We start from the raw sequence: 21,366 nt of genomic DNA, 5'->3' as shown, positions 1-21,366 counted from the left end.
GCCGAGGGGGAACGAGGGCGGGGGCGACGGCGGTGCCTGGCGGGGTGGTGCGCACGATGGTGTCCTGCGGTAAAGCTGCGGGTCGGGAAGAGAGAAGCCCGCGCCGGCCCGCCCGGCTGGGGCCGGACCGGTCAGTTGCGGATCAGTTCGCGCTCGACAGCCGGATGCACGGGGACGCCGAACGTGGTGATGATGCGCAGGTCCTGCTCCAGCGTGGAAAAGCGCTGCCACTCGATGCCGTTGACGTCGGTGTCGCTGGCGAAGCCCTCGGCGGCATCGTCCTCGAAGCCGATCTGCACCACCTGTCCAGCGTGTTTCGGATCCTTGCGGATGGAGAAGTTGAGCTGGTCGGTGCGCCACATGGCGTAGGTGTCGATGACCACGGCTTGTGGCGGCTGGCCCAGGCGCGTGCTGTAGTCGGCGATGGAAGCGTCCATGTCGGCGACGGCCAGGGCGATGTGAAAGCGTTTCATGGCGGTACCTCTCGATGGTGGATGGCTGATGGTCGCGCCGCGGGCGTGTGCGGCGCGTGGTTCAGGCGGCGGCTGGCTCCTTGTCCGGTGCCGCCGCCGCCGGCGCGGTCTGTGGGTGCAGCCAGGTCATGCGCGCGCGCAGCTTGCGGCCCACCTGCTCCAGCGGATGGTCGAGGTCGGCCTGCCTGTAGCGCCGGTAGTTCGGCAGGCCGGCGTGGTATTCGGCAATCCAGTTCTTCGCGAAGCTGCCGTCCTGGATGTCCGCAAGCACGGCCTGCATGCGCGCCTTCACGCCAGCGTCGATCACCCGCGGGCCGCTGACGTAGTCGCCGTATTGCGCCGTCTCGCTGACGTACTGGAGCATCTTCTCCACGCCCCCCTCGTAGAACAGGTCGACGATGAGTTTCAATTCGTGGAAGACTTCGTAGTAGGCGATCTCCGGCTGGTAGCCGGCTTCCACCAGGGTCTCGAAGCCAGCCTGCACCAGCGAACTGGCGCCGCCGCACAGCACCGCCTGCTCGCCAAACAGGTCGGTCTCGGTCTCTTCCTTGAAGTCGGTCTTGATCAGCATCGCGCGCGTGCCGCCAATACCGTCGGCATAGGCGATGGTCTTGTCCTGGGCCTGGCCGGAGACGTCCTGGTGCACCGCCCAGATGCACGGCACGCCGCGGCCGCGCTCGTACTCGGTGCGCACCAGGGCGCCCGGACCCTTGGGGGCGACCATGATCACGTCGATGTCCGCGCGCGGCGTGACCTGCTTGAAGTGCACGTTGAAGCCATGGGCGAACAACAGCGCGGCGCCAGGCTTGATGTTGGGGGCAATCGATTCGGCGTAGAGCGTGGGCTGCACCATGTCCGGGGTGAGTACGGCGACCAGGTCGGCGCCCTTGACCGCCTCGCCCGGCTCGGCGACGCGAAAGCCCTCGGCCTTGGCCTTGTGCCAGGACGGGCCGTCCTTGCGCAGGCCGACGACGACGTCGAGGCCCGAGTCGCGCAGGTTGAGCGCGTGGGCGCGGCCCTGGCTGCCGTAGCCGAGCACGGCGATGCGGGCGGTGGAGAGTGCGGTGTTGCTGCTCATGCGGTGACTCCCTGGTAAGCCCTCGTCCGTCAGGAGAAGGCGGGTGAGGTTCAGGCTTGCTTGGCTCCCTCTCCCGCCGGGAGAGGGTTCGTGTCGCGGGTCCGTTCCTGTTTGAGCCCCTCTCCCGTCGGGAGAGTGGTTGGGGTGAGGGTCCGGTCTGGCGAGGACACCTGGGCCGGCGCGTCACCTGGTACCACCTCCGGCTGCGTGGTCGCCCCATCGGAAGCCGAGCCCACCAGCAGGGCAAACTTGGCCAGTGCGCCGCGGGTCACCTTTGGCGCGGGCGGCGTCCAGTGCTGGCGCCGGGCGGCGAGGTCGGCGTCGGTGTTGATCTCCCGGCTGATCGCGTCGATCACCAGCTGGTCGCCGTCGCGAAGCAGGCCGATGGCGCCGCCGCGGGCAGCTTCGGGTGCGATGTGGCCGACCATGAAGCCGTGCGTGGCGCCGCTGAAGCGGCCGTCGGTGATCAGTGCCACGTCGTCGCCCAGGCCGCGGCCGATCAGCGCGGCGGTAACGCCGAGCATCTCGCGCATGCCGGGCCCGCCGGCCGGGCCCTCGTTGCGGATCACCATGACGTCGCCCTTGGTGATGCGGCCTTCCTGCACGGCGGTAAAGGCGGCTTCCTCGCTCTCGTAGACGCGCGCCGTGCCGACGAAATGGGTGGCGCCGTGGCCCGGACCGTGTTTCCCCGGAATCTTCAGGATGCAGCCATCAGGGGCCACGTTGCCGTACAGGATGGCGTAGCCGCCGCGGGTTTTCAGCGGCGCGCCGACGGGGTGGATCACTTCTTGTTGCCCGTGGCGTGGTGCGGCTGCGGCTTCGGCAAACAGGCTGCGGCCGGTGACGGTGGGCCCATCTTCCAGCATGCCGGCGGCAATCAGTTCCTGCGCCACGCGTGCCGTGCCGCCGGCGGCATACATCTCCACTGCGGTGTAGCGGCCCGAGGGCAGCAGGTCGGCTATCACCGGCGTGCGTTCGCTGGCCGGCTGGAAATCTTCCAGCGACCATTCCGTCCCGGCTTCCCGCGCAATGGCCAGCAGGTGCAGCACGGCGTTCGTCGAGCCGGCGGTCGCGGCGACCATGCGCGCGGCGTTGCGCAACGCGGTGCGGGTGATGAGCGCGCGTGGCGTGCGCTGCGCGCGCAGGCAGTCCATCACCAGCTCGCCACAGCGGCGCGCCGCGGCCAGCTTGCCCGGATGAGTCGCCGGGATGTCGTTCAAGCCCATGGGCGAGAGGCCCAGCGTGGTCAGCACCATGGCCATCGTGTTGGCGGTGAATTGGCCGCCGCAGGCGCCAGCGCCACCACAGGCGTCGCATTCCACGCGGTGCAAGTCGTCGTCGGAGATCTTGCCCGCGCCGTGCGCGCCCACCGCCTCGAACACCTGTTGGATCGTGATTGGCTGGTTCTTGTGCAGGCCGTGCGCGATCGTGCCGCCGTACAGCGCCACCGCCGGGATGTCCAGCCGCGCCATGGCCATGGCCGCCGCGGGAATGGTCTTGTCGCAACCGCACAAGAGCACCATGGCGTCGCACAGGTGGCCTTCCACCACGGCCTCGATGGAGTCGGTGATGAGCTCGCGGCTGACCAGCGAATAGCGCATTCCCGGCGTGCCCATGGCGATACCGTCGGTGACCGCGATCGTGTTGAACTCCACCGGCGTGCCCCCCGCGGCGCGGACGCCCGCGGCCACCTGTGCGGCGAGGTCGCGCAGGTTGAGATTGCAGGGCGAGACGTCCGACCAGGTGTGCACCACCGCCACCAGCGGCCTGCGCAGCGCTTCGTCGTCCATGCCGGTGGCACGCAACATGGCACGGGCCGGGGCGCGGTCAGGGCCGGCCTTGATCAAATCGCTGCGCATAGGGATTCCCGTTGCTGGAATAGGGATGGGGTGCCCCGCCCCGCGCGGCGACATTGGACATTGGTGCGCTGGCGCGGTGTCGGGGAGCCGCCGCCGGCCTCCGCCGCCAATGCCGCGGGATGCGCGGGGAAGGGCATAAAGTGGATGCAGTGGTCAGCCACGGCGTGCATCGGTCGACCTCGCGGTGGCTGCGCTGCCGGCAGCTTGAGTGGCCAGCGCGGCGAGCACCGCGTCACGAACCGCGGCGGTGCCGGCGCTGCCGCCGAGATCGGGCGTACGCGGACCTTCACGCAGCACGTGCTCGACCGCATCCTCGATGATGGCGGCCTCGGCCTGCAGGTGCAGCGAATGGCGCAGCAGCAGCGCGGCGGACAGGATCGCGCCCACCGGGTTGGCGAGGTCCTGGCCGGCCAGGTCGGGTGCCGAGCCGTGGATGGGCTCGTACAGGCCGCGCCGGCCGGCGCCCAGCGAGGCCGAAGGCATCAGTCCCAGGGAGCCAGTGAGGGCGGCGGCCTCGTCGGTGAGGATGTCGCCAAAGAGGTTCTCGGTGACGACCACGTCGTAGCTGGCTGGCCGCGTCAGCAGCAGCATCGCCATCGAATCGACCAGCTGGTGCTCGACGCGCACGTCCGGATAGTCGGGTGCGAGGCGCTGCACCGTGCTGCGCCACAGCCGCGAGGTTTCCAGCACGTTCGCCTTGTCCACCGAGGTCAGCAGCCGCCGCCGGCCACGCGCCAGCTCGAACGCCAGGCGTACCACGCGCTCGATCTCGGTCACCGTGTAGCGGCATTCGTCGCTGGCGGCATCGGCGCTGCGGGTCTTGGCGCCGAAGTACGCGCCGCCGGTCAGTTCGCGGACGAACAGCACGTCGACACCGGCGAGCCTGTCGTTCTTCAGCGGCGACAACCCGGCCAGGGCCGGGTGCACGCTGAGCGGACGCAGGTTTGCGTACACGCCGAGCGCCTGGCGCAAGCCGAGCAGGCCCTGCTCGGGGCGCACCCTGGCGCTGGGGTCGGACCAACGCGGGCCACCCACCGCGCCGAGCAGCACGGCGTCGGCACGCAGGCACGCCGCCTCGGTGGGGTCCGGCAGCGCTGTGCCGCTGGCCTCGATGGCGCAGCCGCCGATCAATTGCTCCTCGAAGCTGAACTCGTGGCCGCGCTTGGCCGCCACGGCTTTCAGCACGGCGACGGCCGCCGCGGTCACCTCGGGGCCGATGCCGTCGCCGGGCAGGGTGACGATATGCGCCTTCACGGGTTTGCTCCGATGCTGGGCGTGCGGCTCTCTGGAGAAGTGCGGCCATGGACGGCCGCTTCTCGACGTTCGCGTCCATGGACGAACGCCCTGATCAAATCTCCCTGTGCCAGCAGGAACCCAAGCTGGTCCACGCCCTCGAGCAGGCAATGGCGGGCGAACGGTTCCAGCGCGAAACTGGCGTGGCCGCCATCGGGTTTTGTGATCGACTGGGCCACCACGTCGATGGTCAGCTCCACGCCCGGGTGGTCGAGCAGCCAGCGGTGCTCGCGCGCGGACACGACGATCGCGAGCAGGCCGTTCGTCAACGCGTTGTTGCGGAAAATGTCGGCGATCTCGCTGCACAGCACCGCGCGGATGCCGTAGTCGAGCAGCGCCCACGGTGCATGCTCGCGTGAGGAGCCGCAGCCGAAGTTGTGCCCGGCAACCAGGATCGAGCAGCCTTGCGCCTGCGGCTGGTTCAGCGCGAAGGCGGGGTTGTCGCTGCCATCCGACAGGTAGCGCCAGTCGTTGAAGCAGTACTTGCCCAGCCCTGCCCGCGTGGTGGTGGTCAGGAAGCGCGCCGGGATGATGCGGTCGGTGTCGATGTTCTCGTCCGGCAGCACGGCGGTGCGTGAATGGATGGCGATGACGGGCTTCATGCGGAGGTCCTTGAACCGGCAGCTTTGGCGCCTTCTCCCGTACGCCGGGTGGGACGCAAGACGGAAACGTGGGCGCTCATGCGACGGCCTCCACGAGGTACGGCCGCGGGTCGGCGATCACGCCGGCCACGGCGCTGGCGGCGGCGGTGGCCGGGCTGGCAAGCACGGTGCGCACGCCCTTGCCTTGGCGGCCCTCGAAGTTGCGGTTGGAGGTGGAGACGACGAGCTGGCCAGGCTTGGCGCTGTCGCCGTTCATCGCGATGCACATCGAGCAACCAGGGATGCGCCACTCCGCACCGGCGGCGCGGAACACCTCGTGCAAGCCCTCGGCCTCGGCGTCACGGCGCACCTGCTCGGAACCAGGCACCACGAGCATGCGGATATTGGAGGCGACATGCCGCCCGCGCAGCACGCCAGCGACGGTGCGCAGGTCGGACAGCCGCGCGTTGGTGCAACTGCCGACGAACACCACGTCGATCTTGGTGCCTTGCATCGGCCGGCCCGGCACGCTGTGCATATATTCCAGCGCGCGCTGGTCGACCGTGTTGCGCGGCGCCGGCACCGGCGCGTCCATCGGGATCGCGGTGCCGGGGTGGGTACCCCAAGTGACGGTGGGTACCACGCCGGCGGCGTCGATGTGTACTTCGCGGTCGTAACGCGCGCCGGGGTCGCTGCGCAGTTGTTTCCAACGCGCGACGGCGGCTTCCCAGTCGGCGCCTTGTGGCGCGTGCGGACGGCCCTGGAGCCAGGCAAACGTGGTGTCGTCCGGCGCGATCAATCCGGCGCGCGCGCCGGCTTCGATCGACATGTTGCACACGGTCATGCGCTCTTCCATCGACAGGGCCTCGATTGCCCCGCCGCGGTATTCGATGACGTGGCCGGTGCCGCCGTTGACGCCGATCTCACCGATGATGTGCAGGATCAGGTCCTTCGCGGCGACGCCGGCGGGCAACTTGCCGTCGACCACGATGGCGAGCGTCTTCGGCTTGCGTTGCAGCAGGCATTGGGTGGCCAGCACGTGGCTGACCTCGGTGGTGCCGATGCCGAACGCGAGCGCGCCGAACGCGCCGTGGGTCGAGGTGTGGCTGTCGCCGCAGACGATCGTCATGCCCGGCTGGGTGGCGCCCAGCTCCGGGCCGATCACGTGCACGATGCCGCGGTTGGCACTGTCCCAGCCGTACAGCTTCACGCCGAAGGCGGCGGTGTTCTTTTCCAGTTGCGCGACCTGGGCCTTGGCTGCCGGCGTGCCGTACGGACGCTCGCCGGCGGCGTTCGGCGGTAGCGTGGGAGTGGAGTGATCGAGCGTCGCCAGCGTGCGGTCCGGCCGGCCCAGTTCCAGCCCACGTTCGCGCAGCACGCCGAATGCCTGCGGCGAGGTCACCTCATGGACCAGGTGCAGGTCGACGTACAGGATCGCCGGGGTGTCCGGCGTTTCGGCAGCCACCAGGTGCGCGTCCCAGACCTTCTCGAACAAGGTGCGTGGCCTCATGCCGGGACTCCCGTCGCCCGCGTGGCTCGAGCCTGGAGATGGGCCTCCCGGGCCAGCGTCTGCAGTTCATCGTCATTGATCTCGCCGCCGGCATCCGCGAGCTGCTTGATGCGGGCGAACATGGCGTCCAGGTGGTGGTCGTCCGGCGTGTAACCGAGCGCCTGCAGGCGCTGGCGCAGCGCGGCACGGCCGGAATGCTTGCCCAGTACCAGGGTGGTAGCGGCAATGCCCACGTCCTGCGGGCGCATGATCTCGTAGGTGCCGCGATGCTTGAGCATGCCGTGCTGGTGGATGCCTGACTCATGCGCAAACGCGTTGCTGCCGACGATTGCCTTGTTGCGCGGCACGCCCTGTCCGGTCAGCTCGCAGAGCAGGCGCGAGGTGGGATAGAGCAGCGGCGTACGGATGCCGAGGCTGACGCCGAAGTACGCCGCACGCACCTTAAGCGCCATCACCACTTCCTCCAGCGCGGCGTTGCCGGCGCGCTCGCCGATGCCGTTGATGGTGCATTCGACTTGCCGGGCGCCGGCACTGACCGCGGCCAGGCTGTTGGCCACTGCCATGCCCAGGTCGTCGTGGCAGTGGCTGGAAAACGTCACCCGCTCGGCGCCGCGCACGTGCCGGCGCAGATGGCGGAACAGGCCGGCTATTTCCCCTGGCGTCGTGTAACCCACGGTGTCCGGCGCGTTCAAGATGCTGGCGCCGGCCTCGACGGCGGCGCTGAATACCTCGACCAGGAAATCCGGCTCGGTGCGCAGCGCGTCCTCGGCGGAGAACTCGATCTCCTGGCAGTGACCGCGGGCGCGCTCGATGGCCCGCACCGCGGTGTCCAGCACCTGCGCCTTGCTCATGCGCAGCTTGTGCTCGCGGTGCAGCGGGCTGGTCGACAAAAACAGATGGATACGTGCGTGCTGTGCCGGCTCCAACGCCCGCGCTGCGCGGTCGATGTCGCCGTTCTGGCAACGCGCGAGGGCGCACACGGTGGTTTCCCGCAGCGCACCGGCAATTTCCGCCACGGCGGCAAAATCATCCGGCGAGGCCTGTGGAAAGCCGGCTTCCAGCACATCCACGCCGAGCGCCTCGAGCGCGTATGCCATGCGCAGCTTCGCATGCCGGTTCATGGAGAAGCCGGGCGCCTGTTCGCCGTCGCGCAGGCTGGTGTCGAAGATGCGGACGTGGTCGGTGGCGGCGTTCGCGGTGCCGGGAGCGCCGTTGGCTTGCGTGGGATTGTTCATGGTTTTTTTGGCGTTGCCGAGCGCAAAAAAAACCCGCATCCGTTGCCGGGTGCGGGGTCTTTGGGAGTCTTTTCAGGTTTTTCTATTTACCTGGACACATGCCCTCAGCCCGCACCTCCGCTGGTAATAAGGAGTACGAGGACGAGGAGCGCAAGCAACGTGCCGCGCAATTGCAACAAGCCGGCGACCGTCAGCGGACGGTTTCCCTTGGCGAAGTCGTGGTGGCTGTTGCGCAGCGACATGACGTGGACGCTACCTTGCCTCGCCAAGGCCTGTCAAGCGTTTTTTCCAGTTTTCTTCGATTTACCCCGATTTGTGCGGCTGGACGTCCAGATGTCCACACCCTCGCCCTCGCCCTCGCCTAGGGAAGGTCTGAATAATTGCCGTCATCCCCGCGAAAGCGGGGATCCAGTGAGGTTAAGTTGTTGAAATCAAGGACACTGGATTCCCGCTTTCGCGGGAATGACGATCAAGAGCGAATTGTTCAGAGCTTCCCTAGGGTGGGCATGCGCCGGTCTTCTCAGATCAAGAGCGTTTCGTGCGCCTATGGCGCGCGAGTTACTTTCTCTTTACCCCGGGCATCCTGCCCTCCGCCCTGCGGGCCAGCTTCGCTGTTCGCATGCGCATCCTGCGCATGCGTGGCCACTCAAAGAGAAAGTGACTCGGCTGCCGAAGGCAGACGAAAGCTCTTGATTGGACAGTGGGGCAGCGCAAGCGCGAAATGCGCAGCCCAAGAGTGAGCTCCGCAGAGGGCCTGCCCGAAGGGTGGCGGTGCTCAGTGCGGTTCGATGGGGGCACACGTGGCCAGCAGCCAGTCGCGGAGCGCGTCCTCACTGGCGGGTAGCGGCTCGGCGTGGGACGGCCTGGCCAGCATGTCCGCCAGGGCCTCCGGCACCGCCACCGGATGGCCGAGCAGCGGTTCCACCACGCTGGCGAACTTGGCCGCGTGGGCGGTGGCCACCACGGTCCAGGCCCCCTGGTCGCCACGAGCGCGCAGGCGATCGAGTACGCACATGGCGGTGGCGGTGTGCGGGCAGAACACCTCGCCATGCAAGCGTCCGTGCTGCTCGAGCGTGGCGCGGATCGCTGCATCGTCGGCCGTTTCGGCGTACAACGCGCGGCGCAGCACCGTCTCGTCTGGAAACGTCCAGCGCAGGCGCTCGAAATTGCTGGGGGCGCCAACATCCATGGCGTTGGCCAGCGTGCCGAGCGCTGGACGTGGGCGGTAATCGGCGCCCGCAAAGAACTCCGCCAGCGTGGCGTTGGCGTTGCAGGCCAGGCGCACCGCGCCAATTGGCAGGCCCATGGCGCGTGCCCACAGGCAGGCCAGGGCATTGCCGAGGTTGCCGGTGGGGACGATGAAGTTCAACGCCGTGCCATGCGTATGCCACCAGCCCAGCGCGGCGTGCGCGTAATAGCTCATCTGCGGCAGGAGGCGCCCGAGGCTGATGCTGTTGGCCGAGGACATGGGCACGGCAGCCTGCAGTGCAGCGTCGTTCAACATCGTCTTCACCAGGCGCTGGCAGTCGTCGAAACGGCCATCCACGCGCAGCGCACGGACGTTGTCGCCAAAGCAGCCGAGCTGGTGGGCCTGGCGTGGGGAAACCCGGCCGTCCGGATACAGGATCACCACCTCGATTCCTGGCCGGCGGTGGAAGGCCGCGCCGACGGCGGCCCCGGTGTCTCCCGAGGTGGCCACCAGGATGGTCAGCGGGCGGGCGTCGGCCCGCGGCAGGTGGGCGAGGCAGGCGGCGAGGAACCGGGCGCCGAAATCCTTGAAGGCCGCGGTCGGGCCATGGAACAGCTCCAGCATGGAACTGCCAGGGTGCGCCGGCAGCGGGCGCAAGGGCGCCTCGAACGTGAAGGCCTCGGCGCAAATCGCCGGCAGCGCCGTAGCCAGCGCGTCCCCGGCAAAGAACGGCGCAAGCAGGGTGCGCGCGGTGTCCGCCAGGCTGTCGCGCGGGTCGAAGTCCGCCAGGTCCACCGTCGGCAGGGTGGTGGGCACGTAGAGGCCACCGTCGGGCGCCAGGCCGGCGGCGATGGCCTGGCTGATCGCCACGGCCGCGCAGGCCCCGCGCGTACTTTGATACGTCCTTTGCCGCGGGCTGCGGCCCGCATCCTGGGGTTCGGCGCTCACGAAGGGATCTCGTCGAGGGTGGGGATGAGCCCGGCAGCCGGACCGTTGATCGGCGACACCCACGCCTCGCTGTCCAGCCCCGCTTCGGCAAACGCGGCCTGCATGCCGACGGTCGCCGCGCTGGCGTCGCCGCGGTTCGCATACCAGCCAAACACGCTGGGGCCGGCGCCGGAAATGCTCGCACCCAAGGCATGCGAGTCGAGGGCGGCTTGCTTGACCCGCGCGAAGTTCGCGATGAGGGCGGCGCGGCGCGGTTCCACCAGCACGTCGTTCAGGCCGGCCCGCACCAGGTCGGCGTCGCCGCGTTGGCAGCCGAGCAACACCAACGCCAGGTTCGCACTTTGCGCGACGAATTCGCCGAGGGCATAGCCTCCCTCCAGCGCGGCGCGCGCCCGGCGCGTTTCCAGCACGGCGTTCGGATGCACCAGGGCGCAGTGCCAGGCGTCCGGCACGTGGATGCGCACCAGCCGCTCACGCGTCGCCAGCACCAGGCCACCCAGCAGCATCGGCCCGATGTTGTCGCCGTGGCGACTGCCGCTGGCGACCGCTTCGCCATCCAAGGCAAACGGATACAGCGCCTCGCGCGCCAACGGCCGTGGCAGCAGGGCATTGGCGGCAACCAGGGCGGCCACGCACGAGGCTGCCGAACCGCCCATGCCGGAGCCGAGCGCGATGCCCTTGTGCAGCGTGAGTTCGAAACCGTGGTCGAGACCAAGCGCGTGGTGCAGCGACAGGAGCGCGGCACCGGCCGTGTTGCGCGAGGGCTCGCGTGGCAGCCCGCCGACGCAGCCACGGATCACGGCGATGCGCACCTCCAGTTCGGGAATGCGCCGGACCTGCGCGCGGTCGCCGGCGCCGGCCACGCTGTGGCCAAGCAGGTCGAAGCCGACGCCGACATTGCCGACGCTGGCCGGCGCAAACGCGCAGGCTGCCGATGCGGGCAAAATGGCTGATGGCGCTTCCATGACGGACTCCAACGATACGGCACTCATGCGCTGGCCTGCAGGGTTTCGGCGATGCGCAGCAGGTCAGTGAACACCCCGGCGGCAGTAACCTCCGGTCCGGCGCCAGGCCCCTGTACCGACAGCGGATTGTCGCAGTAACGGCGGGTGGCGAAGCGCACGATATTGTCGGTCAAACTGGTGTGCGCAAAGGCATGCGTCTTCGGCAGCACGCTCAGACGCACGCTGGCCTGCCCATGGCGGTCCAGATGCGCGACGTGCCGCAGCACGCCGCCGGCGGCGTGCGCGCACGCCAGCCGGGCCGCCATCGGCGCATCGAGCTCCTCCAGGCGCTGCATGAATTCGGCGACCGGCACGCCGGCCAACGCCTCCGGGACGAGGCCTGCGACCTCGACCTCCTCCAGCGACAACGGCCAGCCGGCTTCGCGCGCCAGGATCACCAGCTTGCGTGCCACGTCCAAGCCGGACAGGTCGTCGCGTGGATCGGGCTCGGTGTAGCCCGCGGCGCGGGCCTCGCGCAGCAGTGCGGAGAATGCCCGGGTGCCGTCGTGGCGGTTGCAGAGCCAAGCCAGCGTGCCGGAGAACATGCCTTCGATGGAAAGCAGCTCGTCGCCGGTGTCGAGCAGGTCGCGCAGGGTTTGCACGACGGGCAGGCCGGCGCAGACGGTGGCTTCGCAGCGAAAGCGGGCCTGGTCGCTGCAGGCGGCGCGGATCGCGAGCCAGCGGGACAACGGACCGCTGCCGGCGCACTTGTTCGGCGTCACCACGTGCAATCCGCTGGCGAGCCAGTCCGGGTAGTGGTTGACCACGGCGTCACTCGCGGTGGCGTCGACCAGCACCGCGGGACGCCGCACACGGCCGCGCACGTGTGCCGCGAACTCGTCCAGGTTGCTGGGCCGCCAGATTTCCGCGCGCTGCCCGGGCGATTCATCGTCGGCACGGGTCAACTCCGGGTCGTCGCAATCCAGCCACATGCGGCGGCTGGCGGCGACTCCGCACAATTGCAGTTCCAGCCCAGTTTCCCGCGCCAGGCGCGGTTGCGCGGCGCGCAACTGGGCCAGCAGGGCGGCGCCGACGCGCCCAGGTCCAATCAGCCCCACGGCCAGCGTCCGCCGGCGATGAAAGGCGGGTTGCGCGTGGATTTGCGGCGGGCGGGGCAGGACGGGTGGTGGCAATGCACAAACGTTCACGGTGGCCTCCAAAGGGGCCTCGTGCTCGTCGGCGGATTGGCTGCTTGCTGCAAGGTCACGGCCGTCCGCCTGGTCGAGGGCGGGGCCGTTGCGTGTTGCAGAGCTTAGTTGCGCGCGGCCACCGTCCTCGACGTCGAGGTCGAAATCGAACTCGCAGTCGAGATGGTGGCGGTCATGCATCCGGCGCCAAGGCCAGCGCACGACGCGGCGCAACCGGCATGGGCCGGTGTGTGCGGGACGTGCACTGGGTTGGAATGCGGATGCATGGGACGAAGGTAGCGGCATTGCCGCGACGTCGTCAAGCCGAACGTCGCATGCGGCCGATGATGCTCGTGTGGCCGACGCGCGCCTGCTGGCGCCGATTTACTTCGCCTGGTCGACCAGCCAATGCACGGCGTTGGTGACCTGCTCGTCGGTCAAGGCCGGGTTGCCGCCCTTGGGTGGCATGAAGTTGCCGTCTGGGCCGTGGTAGCCATCGATGGCGTGCTTGATCAGGGTATCGATGCCTTGGGCAATACGCGGGGCCCACTTCGCCTTGTCACCGGTCGTCGGTGCCCCGGCGACGCCGGTGGCGTGGCAGGCGCTGCACAGGTGACCGTAGATTTCCTTGCCGTCCGTGGTGCCGCCGTAGGCGACCTGGGACGCGGCAGCCTTCGTGGCTGCCGCCGCGGCGGCCTGCATGGCGGCGCGGCCGGTATTGCCGGCATAGACTGCGCCGACCGGCGCGATACGTGCCGCAGTGGCTGCCGACGCATTGGGGTTGGTCGGCAGCTCCACCTTTCGGTAGACCATGAGTGCAACGGACAACAGGAAGAGTGCGAGCAGGATCAACAGCGCGAACATGATCGAGAACTGACGCGCTGTCTTCTTGTCATCTGGATGGGTGGGGCGACTCACGCGCGTACTCCTGTCGATCTGTAGCAAAAGTGGAAGGGTGCCTGCATGGCCCCGACACGGTTTGGCCTTTGTTCCCGGGATGCTCTCAGGCGGTACCGGAATGTGGCGGGGTCCCCAACCCGTAACCGGGAAGGCCCTGGGACAGGCAACAGCGCCGGATTATAAACGAAGCGCGACCCGAAGTTTCATGCGGGCCGGGAACAATTCGCCGTGCGCGGGGCTTTGCGCGTATCAACCATGTCAACCGGCAGGTACTGAATTCGTTCAACTAGCCCTATGCTTCAACCGCAAATAATGTGGCAGCGTGGCGCTGGGCGTGCCGGTCGCGGCTCTGCTGCTTCGATGCCGCGTTCCAGGCCGGGCACGCGTTGGACAGCCACCTATGGAATCCTCGGGAGTTTCACATGTCGCGTTTCTGGAAGCTTGCAGGGCTTGTCCTTGCCGTGGTCGTGGTGGCTGCACTGGGCTATCGCTTCCTGCACAAGGACACTGGAGCGGCGGGGCGTGGCCAGGGTTCGGGTGACAGCGCGCCGGTACCGGTCACCGCGGTGCCCGTCGTCAAGCAGAACGTGCCGGTGTACCTGACCTCGCTGGGGACGGTGCAGGCACTCAATACGGTGGTGGTCAGCCCCCAGGTCTCGGGTCGCCTGCTGGGCCTGGACTTCGTCGAAGGCCAGCCGGTGAAGAAGGGCCAGGTGCTGGCCCACATCGATCCCCGTACCTACCAGGCGGCCTATGACCAGGCCGTGGCGCGGCAGAGGCAGGATGCGGCGCAGTTGGCGACCGCGAAAAGCAACCTCGGGCGCAGCGAGGCCCTGGTCGGCAAGGGCTACATCTCCAAGCAGGACCTGGACACCTTGCGCAATACCGCCAACCAGCTGGAGGCCGCCGTGGCGGCCGACGCCGCCAGCGTGCGCGACAGCAAGGTGCAGCTCGATTACACCAACATCGTCTCGCCGATCGACGGCCTGGCCGGCATCCGTGGTGTCGATCCGGGCAACGTGGTGACCACCACCTCCTCGATCGTGACCTTGACCCAGTTGCATCCGATCAACGTCATGTTCACCCTGCCCGAGCAGGATCTCGAGCTGGTGCGCGGCGCCTTTGCCAAGGATGCCTCGGCGCTGCAGGTGGCCGCGCTGGACCGCACTGATTCGCATCCGATTGCCAGCGGTGGGGTGCTGCGGGTGATCGACAACCAGATCGACACCAGTACGGGTACGTTCCGCCTCAAGTCGGAATTCGCCAACGCGGACAACGCGCTGTGGCCAGGCCAGTTCGTCAATGTGCGGCTGCTGGTCAACACCGTGAATGGCGGCCTCGTGGTTCCCGCCCAGGCAGTAAGCCGTGGGCCGGACGGCGACTATGTCTACCAGGTACAGGCCGACAACACCGTCAAGATGCAGCCGGTGGTGGTGGCCGGCGAGGTTGGCGACAGCCACGTGATGATCGGCAGCGGCCTGCAGGCCGGGGACCGGGTAGTGACCGAGGGCCAGTTCCGCCTGAAGCCCGGCAGCAAGGTCACCGCGCTCAAGCCAGGTGAGGTGCCGCCGGCGCCCACGGCCGACGAACTCAAGAAATCGACGCAGGCGCGCGGTGCCCGTGGTGGCCGGCGTGGATGACGCAGTGCGCACGCCATATGCGGAAGATCGCGTGCCATGCGGCGGACATGCGCGGTTGCCGCTGACGCCCGCTCCTCGAGGTAACGCATAGACATGGGTTTTTCGACGATTTTCATTCGCCGGCCGATCGCGACCTCGTTGCTGATGATCGCGGTGCTGCTGCTTGGCGTGCTGGGCTACCGCGAGTTGCCGGTATCCGCGCTGCCGGAGATCGAGGCGCCGAGCCTGGTGGTGACGACACAATACCCTGGCGCCAGCGCCAGCACCATGGCGTCGCTCATCACCACGCCGCTGGAGCGCAACCTCGGGCAGATTTCCGGCTTGACCATGATGAGCTCGGATTCCTCCGCCGGCTTGTCCACGATCATCCTCGAGTTCGGCATGGACCGCGACATCGATGTCGCCGCCCAGGACGTGCAGGCGGCGATCAACCAGGCGCGCGGTACCCTGCCCAGCAACCTGCCGTATCCGCCGGTGTACAACCGGGTGAATCCGGCTGACGCGCCGATCCTCACCTTGTCCCTGCAGTCCGACACCCGGCCACTGCGCGACGTCAACGACCTGGCCGATTCAATCCTCGCGCAGAAGCTCTCGCAGGTGCAGGGCGTGGGCCTGGTGTCGATCGCCGGCAACGTACGCCCGGCCGTGCGCATCCAGGTCAATCCTTCGCAGTTGTCCAACCTTGGCCTGACCCTGGAGGACGTGCGCAGTGCGCTGACCCAGGCCAACGTCAATGCGCCCAAGGGCACCTTGAACGGCAAGACCCAAAGCTACTCGATCGGCACCAACGACCAGTTGAGCGATGCCGCCGAGTACCAGGAAACCATCATCAGCTACAAGAACGGCGCGCCGGTACGCCTTGCCGACGTGGCCAACGTGGTCGATGGCGTCGAGGACGACCAACTGGCGGCCTGGGCCAATGGCCAGCCGGCGGTGCTGCTGGACATCCGGCGCCAACCCGGTGCGAACATCGTCGAGACGGTCAAGCAGATCCGCGCCGTGCTGCCGGAGCTGCGCAGCGTCCTGCCGGCGGACGTCCACCTGGACATCCTGGCCGACCGCACGGTGACGATCCGCGCCTCGGTGGTCGACGTGCAGTTCACCCTGGTCCTGGCCATCCTGCTCGTCATTGGCGTGATCTTCGTCTTCCTGCGGCGGGTCTGGGCGACGCTCATCCCATCGGTGGCGGTGCCGCTCTCGCTGCTTGGTACGTTCGGGGTGATGTCGTTCACCGGCATGTCGCTGGACAACCTGTCGCTGATGGCATTGACCGTGGCCACCGGTTTCGTGGTCGACGATGCGATCGTGATGATCGAGAACATCGTGCGCTACATCGAACACGGCAAGAGCGGCCCGGAGGCGGCGGAGATCGGCGCCAAGGAAATCGGCTTCACCGTGGTGTCGCTGACCGTGTCACTGGTGGCGGTGTTCCTGCCGCTGTTGCTGATGCCCGGCGTCACCGGCCGCCTGTTCCACGAGTTTGCCTGGGTGCTGACGATCGCGGTGACGATCTCGATGCTGGTGTCGCTGACCCTGACGCCGATGATGTGCGCCTACCTGCTCAAGCCCGACCAGTTGCCCGAAGGCAGCGAAGGGCGCGAGCACGACCGCCTGAGTGGGCAGAAGGCGGATCTCTGGACGCGCACGGTCGGCCTGTACGAGCACTCGTTGAACTGGGTGCTCGCCCACCAGCGCTTCACCATGCTGGTGGCCAGCGCGGCGATCGCGCTGACGGTGGTGCTGTACATCATGATTCCCAAGGGCCTGCTGCCCGAGCAGGACACAGGCCTGATCACCGGCGTGGTGCAGGCTGACCAGAACGTCGCCTTCCCGCAGATGGAGCAGCGCACCAAGGCCGTGGCCGCCGCCATGCGCGCCGATCCTGCGGTCGCCGGGGTGGCCGCGTTCATCGGTGCCGGCACCATCAACCCGACGATCAACCAGGGCCAGCTCACCATCGTGCTCAAGGATCGCGGCGACCGCGACGGCCTGGACAAGCTCCTGCCGCGCCTGCAGCAGGCGGTGGCCGACATTCCCGGCGTGGCGTTGTTCCTGAAGCCGGTGCAGGACGTCACCCTGGACAGCCGGGTCTCGCCCACCGAGTACCAGTACGCGCTGTCCGACGTGAACTCGGCGGAGCTGGCCGGCTATGCGCAGCAGATGACGACCGCGCTGCGCCGACGCAAGGAGCTGGTCGACGTCAGCAGCAATCTCGCCGACCAGGGCAATGCGCTCAAGCTGACGATCGACCGCGACAAGGCCAGCCGCCTTGGCGTGCCGGTGCAGACGATCGATGACACCTTGTACGACGCGTTTGGCCAGCGCCAGATCTCCACCATCTTCACCCAGTTGAACCAGTACCGGGTGGTGCTGGAGGTCGCCCCGCAGTTCCGCAACAGCGACGACCTGCTCAACGCGTTGACCGTGCGCGGCAACGGCAATGGCGCGCTCACCGGCAGCAACGCCACCAGCTTTGGCCAGCTCACCTCGAGCAATTCGGCGACACCTTCGGGCATCGGCAACCAGGGCAACGTCGGTTTCACCATCGGTGGCGGTGGCACGATCCCGCTGTCCGCGCTGGCCAGTGCGCAGGTCACCAGCGCACCGCTGGTGATCAGCCACCAGCAGCAGTTGCCCGCGGTGACCCTGGCGTTCAACGTCGCGCCAGGCTATTCCCTGTCGGATGCGGTCGATGCGATCCACGAGGTGGAGACACAACTGGCGTTTCCGCCGCAGGTGCGCGGCGAATTCATCGGCAAGGCCGCGGAGTTCGCGTCCTCGATCGGCGACGAGGTCCTGCTGCTGCTGGCCGCGGTGGTCGTGATCTACATCGTGCTTGGCGTGCTGTATGAGAGCTACATCCATCCGCTGACCATCATCTCCACGCTGCCGCCGGCCGGCGTTGGCGCGCTGCTGGCGCTGATGCTGTTTGGCATGAGCCTGTCGGTGGATGGCATCGTCGGCATCGTGCTGTTGATCGGCATCGTGAAGAAAAACGCGATCATGATGATCGACTTCGCGATCGAGGCACGGCGCACCGGCATGAATGCCTACGACGCGATCCATCGCGCCTGCCTGTTGCGCTTCCGGCCGATCATGATGACCACGTTTGCCGCCATGCTCGGCGCCTTGCCGCTGGCGCTGGGCACCGGCATCGGCTCCGAGCTGCGTCGGCCGCTTGGCGTCTCCATCGTCGGTGGTCTGCTGCTGTCGCAACTCGTGACGCTCTACACCACGCCAGTCATCTATCTGTACATGGAGCGTTTCTCGGATTGGGTGGCGGCGCGGCGAGAGCAGCGGGCATTGGCCCACGCGCAGCACGGCCTCGCGCCATGAGCATCTCGGGCCTGTTCATCCGGCGGCCCATTGGCACCTCGCTGCTGGCGATCGGGCTCTTTGTCGGCGGCATGATCGCCTACCTCCTGCTTGGCGTCGCGGCGCTGCCGAACATGCAGTTCCCGGCCATCTTCGTGCAGGCCAGCCAGGCGGGTGCCGACGCCAGCACGATGGCCGCGACCGTGGCCGCGCCACTGGAGCGTCATCTTGGCCAGGTGCCGGGCATTGATTCGATGCGCTCGCACAGCTCCGAGGGCAGCGTGTCGGTGTTCCTCATGTTCCGCGCCGGCACCGACCTCGATGCGGCCGCGCGTACGGTCCAGGCCGCGATCAATGCGGCTGCGCCCGATCTGCCCAGCGGACTCAACGGCCCGCCCCAGTATCGCAAGGCCAACCCGAACGATGATCCCATCATCGCGTTCGCGCTGACGTCCGACACGCAGTCGGCCGCCGACCTGTACAACGTGGCCGACACGCTGCTGGCCCAGCGCATGCGCCAGCTCGTCGGCGTGTCCTCGGTCGACATTGCTGGCGCGGCGACTCCGGCCATTCGCGTCGACGTCAACCTGCGCGCGCTCAATGCCATGGGCTTGTCGCCGGACCAGCTGCGCAATGCATTGCGGGCGGCGAACGTCATGGCGCCCGAAGGATTTCTTTCCGACGGCAGGACGCGGATGGCAATCGAGGCCACCACACAGTTGCAGACGCCCGAGGAGTTTGCCCGGCTGGTGATCGCGAGCCACAAGGGTACCCCGGTGCGCCTGCAGGACGTGGCGCGCGTCTACGCCGGCCAGCAGGACGCTTACCAGGCGGCCTGGTTCCAGGGCAAGCCCGCCGTACTCCTGTACGTGTACAAGAAGGCGGACGCCAACGTCATTTCCACGGTCGACCTGGTCAAGGACCAGGTGCCGGCGCTGCGCGCGTTCCTGCAGCCGGGCACGCACCTGACCTCGTTCTTCGACGGCACGCCGACGATCCGTGCTTCCCTGCACGAGGTGCAGGCCACGCTGCTGATCTCGCTGGCCATGGTGATCCTGGTCATGGCGTTGTTCCTGCGCCGGCTCGCGCCGACCCTGATCGCGGCAACCGCGGTGCCGCTGTCGCTCGCGGGCGCGTTCGTGGTCATGTACGTGGTCGGCTACACGCTCAACAACCTCACCTTGCTGGCCCTGGTGATCGCGATCGGCTTCGTGGTGGACGACGCGATCGTGGTCATCGAGAACATCATCCGCCACATCGATGCCGGCATGCCGCGACTGCAGGCGACCTTGACTGGCGCGCGGGAGATCGGATTCACGATCGTCTCGATCACGGCCTCGCTGATTGCCGTGTTCATCCCGCTGCTGTTTGCCGGCGGCATCACCGGCATGTTCATGCACGAGTTCTCGGTGACCCTGGTGTCAGCCATCGTGGTCTCGGCGACGATCTCGCTGACCCTGACCCCGGCGCTGTGTGGCCGCTTCCTGAAGCCGTATGACCTGCGCGGTCCCGGGGCCAAGCGGCCGTCCAGGCTCTCGCGCGGGCTGGACGCATTCCATGCCGGCATGCTGCGCACGTATACACGGGCGCTGGATTATTCCTTGCGTCACGCGTTGTGGTTTGCGCTGACCCCGCTCGTGCTGATCGTCGCCACCTGGGGGCTGCTCGGCGTGGTCAAGACGGGGTTGTTCCCGCAGCAGGACACCGGCCTGATCTGGGGCCGCGCCTCGTCCAATGCGACGGTGTCGTTTGCCGACAGCAAGCAGCGCATGCAGCGCCTCACTGACATGCTGCTTGCCGACCCGGACGTCGCCACGGTGGGCGCCCGCATCGGCAGCAGCTGGCGGGGTACGGCCGGCTCGTTCAATATCGATCTCAAGACGCGCGCCGAAGGCCGCAAGGACGATACCTTCGTCGTGCTCGCGCGCCTGAGTGCGAAAGCGGCGAAGTTCCCCGACCTGAACCTGCGCCTGCGGCCCGTGCAGGACCTGCCCAGCGGTGGTGGCGGTACCAGCCAGGGCGCGCAATACGAGGTATCGTTGGCGGGCAGCGACATCGCCGAACTGGAGGAGTGGTTGCCGAAACTGGCGACCCGGCTCAAGGCCGAGCCCAAGTTGCGCGACGTCGGTTCGGACCTCGACAGCGGCGGCCTGCGGCAGAACATCGTCATCGACCGCGCGCGCGCTGCCCAGCTCGGGGTTTCCATTGGCGCGATCGACGGCGCGCTCTACGACGCGTTCGGCCAGCGCCAGGTATCGACGATCTATTCGGACATCAACCAGTACAAGGTCGTGGTCAATGCCTTGCCGACGCAGACCGCGACGCCGGCGGCGCTCGACCAGGTCTACGTGCGCTCGGCCAGCGGCAAGATGGTCCCGCTTACCGCGGTGGCCAAGCAGAAACCTGGCGTGGCGCCAGCCGAGATCACCCACGAAAACCAGTTCACCACGATGAGCCTCAGCTTCAACCTGGCGCCGGGGGTGAGCATGGGCGAGGCCTTGCCGCTGATCCAGCAGACCGCTGCCAACATGCGCATGCCGGGTGACATCAAGGTCAGCATGGGCAGCAGCTTCCGGCGCTTCCAGCAATCGCAGAGCGGCATGGCCTGGCTGGTGCTGGCGGCGGTGGTGACTGTGTACATCGTGCTTGGCATGCTCTACGAGAGCCTCTTGCATCCGGTCACCATCCTCTCGACCTTGCCGGCAGCCGGCATGGGCGCGCTGCTGGCGTTGTGGCTGACCAATACCGAGCTGTCGGTGGTGGCGCAGATCGCGCTGGTGCTGCTCATAGGCATCGTGGAGAAGAACGCGATCATGATGATCGACTTTGCGCTGGTGGCCGAGCGCGAGCATCGGAAGAGTCCGCTGGAAGCGGTGCGCGAGGCGTGCATCGTGCGCTTCCGGCCGATCATGATGACGACCATGGTGGCGACGCTCGCTGCCCTGCCTATAGCCATCGGCCTGGGCGAGGGCAGCGACCTGCGCCGCCCGCTCGGCATTGCCCTGGTCGGCGGCTTGTTCGTGTCACAGAGCCTGACCCTGCTGAGTACGCCGGCGCTGTACGTCATTTTTTCCTGCCTTGCGGCGCGCCGCAAAGCCTGGGCCGAGCGTCGGCGCGAACGCCGCCTGCCCGCGGGACGCCACCGCCTGGCCGACGGCTGACCGCCCGTCAGCCGGCCGGCGGATTTGGCCGACGGGCAGCAGCGCGAGAGCGT

14 protein-coding genes and 1 pseudogene are annotated in these 21,366 nt (G+C 67.9%); 3 read left to right on the top strand and 12 right to left on the bottom strand.

What is annotated here, in order from left to right; genetic code table 11:
• Positions 1-131 precede the first annotated feature (131 nt).
• The 12 genes and pseudogenes from AC3WJB_RS02100 to AC3WJB_RS02045 all read right to left on the bottom strand — a co-directional run bounded on the left by AC3WJB_RS02100 (position 132) and on the right by AC3WJB_RS02045 (position 13,161).
• On the bottom strand, positions 132-473 hold the full coding sequence (locus tag AC3WJB_RS02100; RefSeq protein ID WP_492678232.1) for a VOC family protein: 342 nt from the start codon (positions 471-473) through the stop codon (positions 132-134).
• A gap of 61 nt (positions 474-534) precedes the next feature.
• Positions 535-1,551: a ketol-acid reductoisomerase gene (gene ilvC / locus AC3WJB_RS02095; protein WP_492678230.1), complete on the bottom strand. Its 1,017-nt coding sequence runs from the start codon at positions 1,549-1,551 to the stop codon at positions 535-537.
• Between the two features lie 50 nt (positions 1,552-1,601).
• Positions 1,602-3,410 (bottom strand): dihydroxy-acid dehydratase, encoded by a 1,809-nt coding sequence (gene ilvD, locus AC3WJB_RS02090; RefSeq protein WP_492678228.1) that lies wholly within the window; start codon positions 3,408-3,410, stop codon positions 1,602-1,604.
• 153 nt (positions 3,411-3,563) lie between these two features.
• Positions 3,564-4,664 (bottom strand): 3-isopropylmalate dehydrogenase, encoded by a 1,101-nt coding sequence (leuB, locus tag AC3WJB_RS02085; RefSeq protein WP_492678226.1) that lies wholly within the window; start codon positions 4,662-4,664, stop codon positions 3,564-3,566.
• Entirely contained in the window at positions 4,661-5,305 is a 645-nt protein-coding gene (gene leuD, locus AC3WJB_RS02080) for a 3-isopropylmalate dehydratase small subunit (RefSeq protein WP_492678224.1), read from the bottom strand. The genes leuB and leuD overlap by 4 nt, the downstream gene beginning before the upstream one ends.
• A gap of 76 nt (positions 5,306-5,381) precedes the next feature.
• Complete coding sequence (leuC, locus tag AC3WJB_RS02075; protein WP_492678222.1) at positions 5,382-6,794, bottom strand: 3-isopropylmalate dehydratase large subunit; 1,413 nt, start codon at positions 6,792-6,794, stop codon at positions 5,382-5,384.
• 38 nt (positions 6,795-6,832) lie between these two features.
• Positions 6,833-8,029, bottom strand: a pseudogene (locus AC3WJB_RS02070) (2-isopropylmalate synthase); the annotation flags it as partial.
• A gap of 104 nt (positions 8,030-8,133) precedes the next feature.
• On the bottom strand, positions 8,134-8,271 hold the full coding sequence (locus AC3WJB_RS02065) for a hypothetical protein (protein ID WP_492678220.1): 138 nt from the start codon (positions 8,269-8,271) through the stop codon (positions 8,134-8,136).
• Between the two features lie 533 nt (positions 8,272-8,804).
• Positions 8,805-10,166 (bottom strand): threonine synthase, encoded by a 1,362-nt coding sequence (gene thrC / locus AC3WJB_RS02060; protein WP_492678218.1) that lies wholly within the window; start codon positions 10,164-10,166, stop codon positions 8,805-8,807.
• Entirely contained in the window at positions 10,163-11,131 is a 969-nt protein-coding gene (locus tag AC3WJB_RS02055; protein ID WP_492678216.1) for a homoserine kinase, read from the bottom strand. Before AC3WJB_RS02055 ends, thrC begins: the two co-directional genes overlap by 4 nt.
• A gap of 23 nt (positions 11,132-11,154) precedes the next feature.
• Entirely contained in the window at positions 11,155-12,318 is a 1,164-nt protein-coding gene (locus AC3WJB_RS02050; protein ID WP_492678214.1) for a homoserine dehydrogenase family protein, read from the bottom strand.
• Positions 12,319-12,681: 363 nt separating this feature from the next.
• The gene (locus tag AC3WJB_RS02045) at positions 12,682-13,161 is read right to left on the bottom strand and encodes a c-type cytochrome (protein WP_492683032.1); all 480 of its coding nucleotides are present in this window, start codon (positions 13,159-13,161) and stop codon (positions 12,682-12,684) included.
• 458 nt (positions 13,162-13,619) lie between these two features.
• Here AC3WJB_RS02045 and AC3WJB_RS02040 point away from each other — a divergent pair, with 458 nt between their 5' ends.
• From AC3WJB_RS02040 to AC3WJB_RS02030, 3 genes are all read left to right on the top strand, one after another.
• On the top strand, positions 13,620-14,837 hold the full coding sequence (locus tag AC3WJB_RS02040; protein WP_492678212.1) for an efflux RND transporter periplasmic adaptor subunit: 1,218 nt from the start codon (positions 13,620-13,622) through the stop codon (positions 14,835-14,837).
• A 93-nt stretch (positions 14,838-14,930) separates the two neighbouring features.
• Positions 14,931-18,173, top strand: a complete 3,243-nt coding sequence (locus tag AC3WJB_RS02035; RefSeq protein WP_492678209.1) for an efflux RND transporter permease subunit — start codon at positions 14,931-14,933, stop codon at positions 18,171-18,173.
• A complete protein-coding gene (locus AC3WJB_RS02030; RefSeq protein ID WP_492678207.1) occupies positions 18,170-21,313 on the top strand; it encodes an efflux RND transporter permease subunit in 3,144 nt (1,047 codons plus the stop codon). The genes AC3WJB_RS02035 and AC3WJB_RS02030 overlap by 4 nt, the downstream gene beginning before the upstream one ends.
• Positions 21,314-21,366: the final 53 nt, after the last annotated feature.

The organism is Rhodanobacter sp. FW510-R10 (genome assembly GCF_058781105.1).
This window is presented reverse-complemented; position numbering and strand designations above follow the sequence as displayed.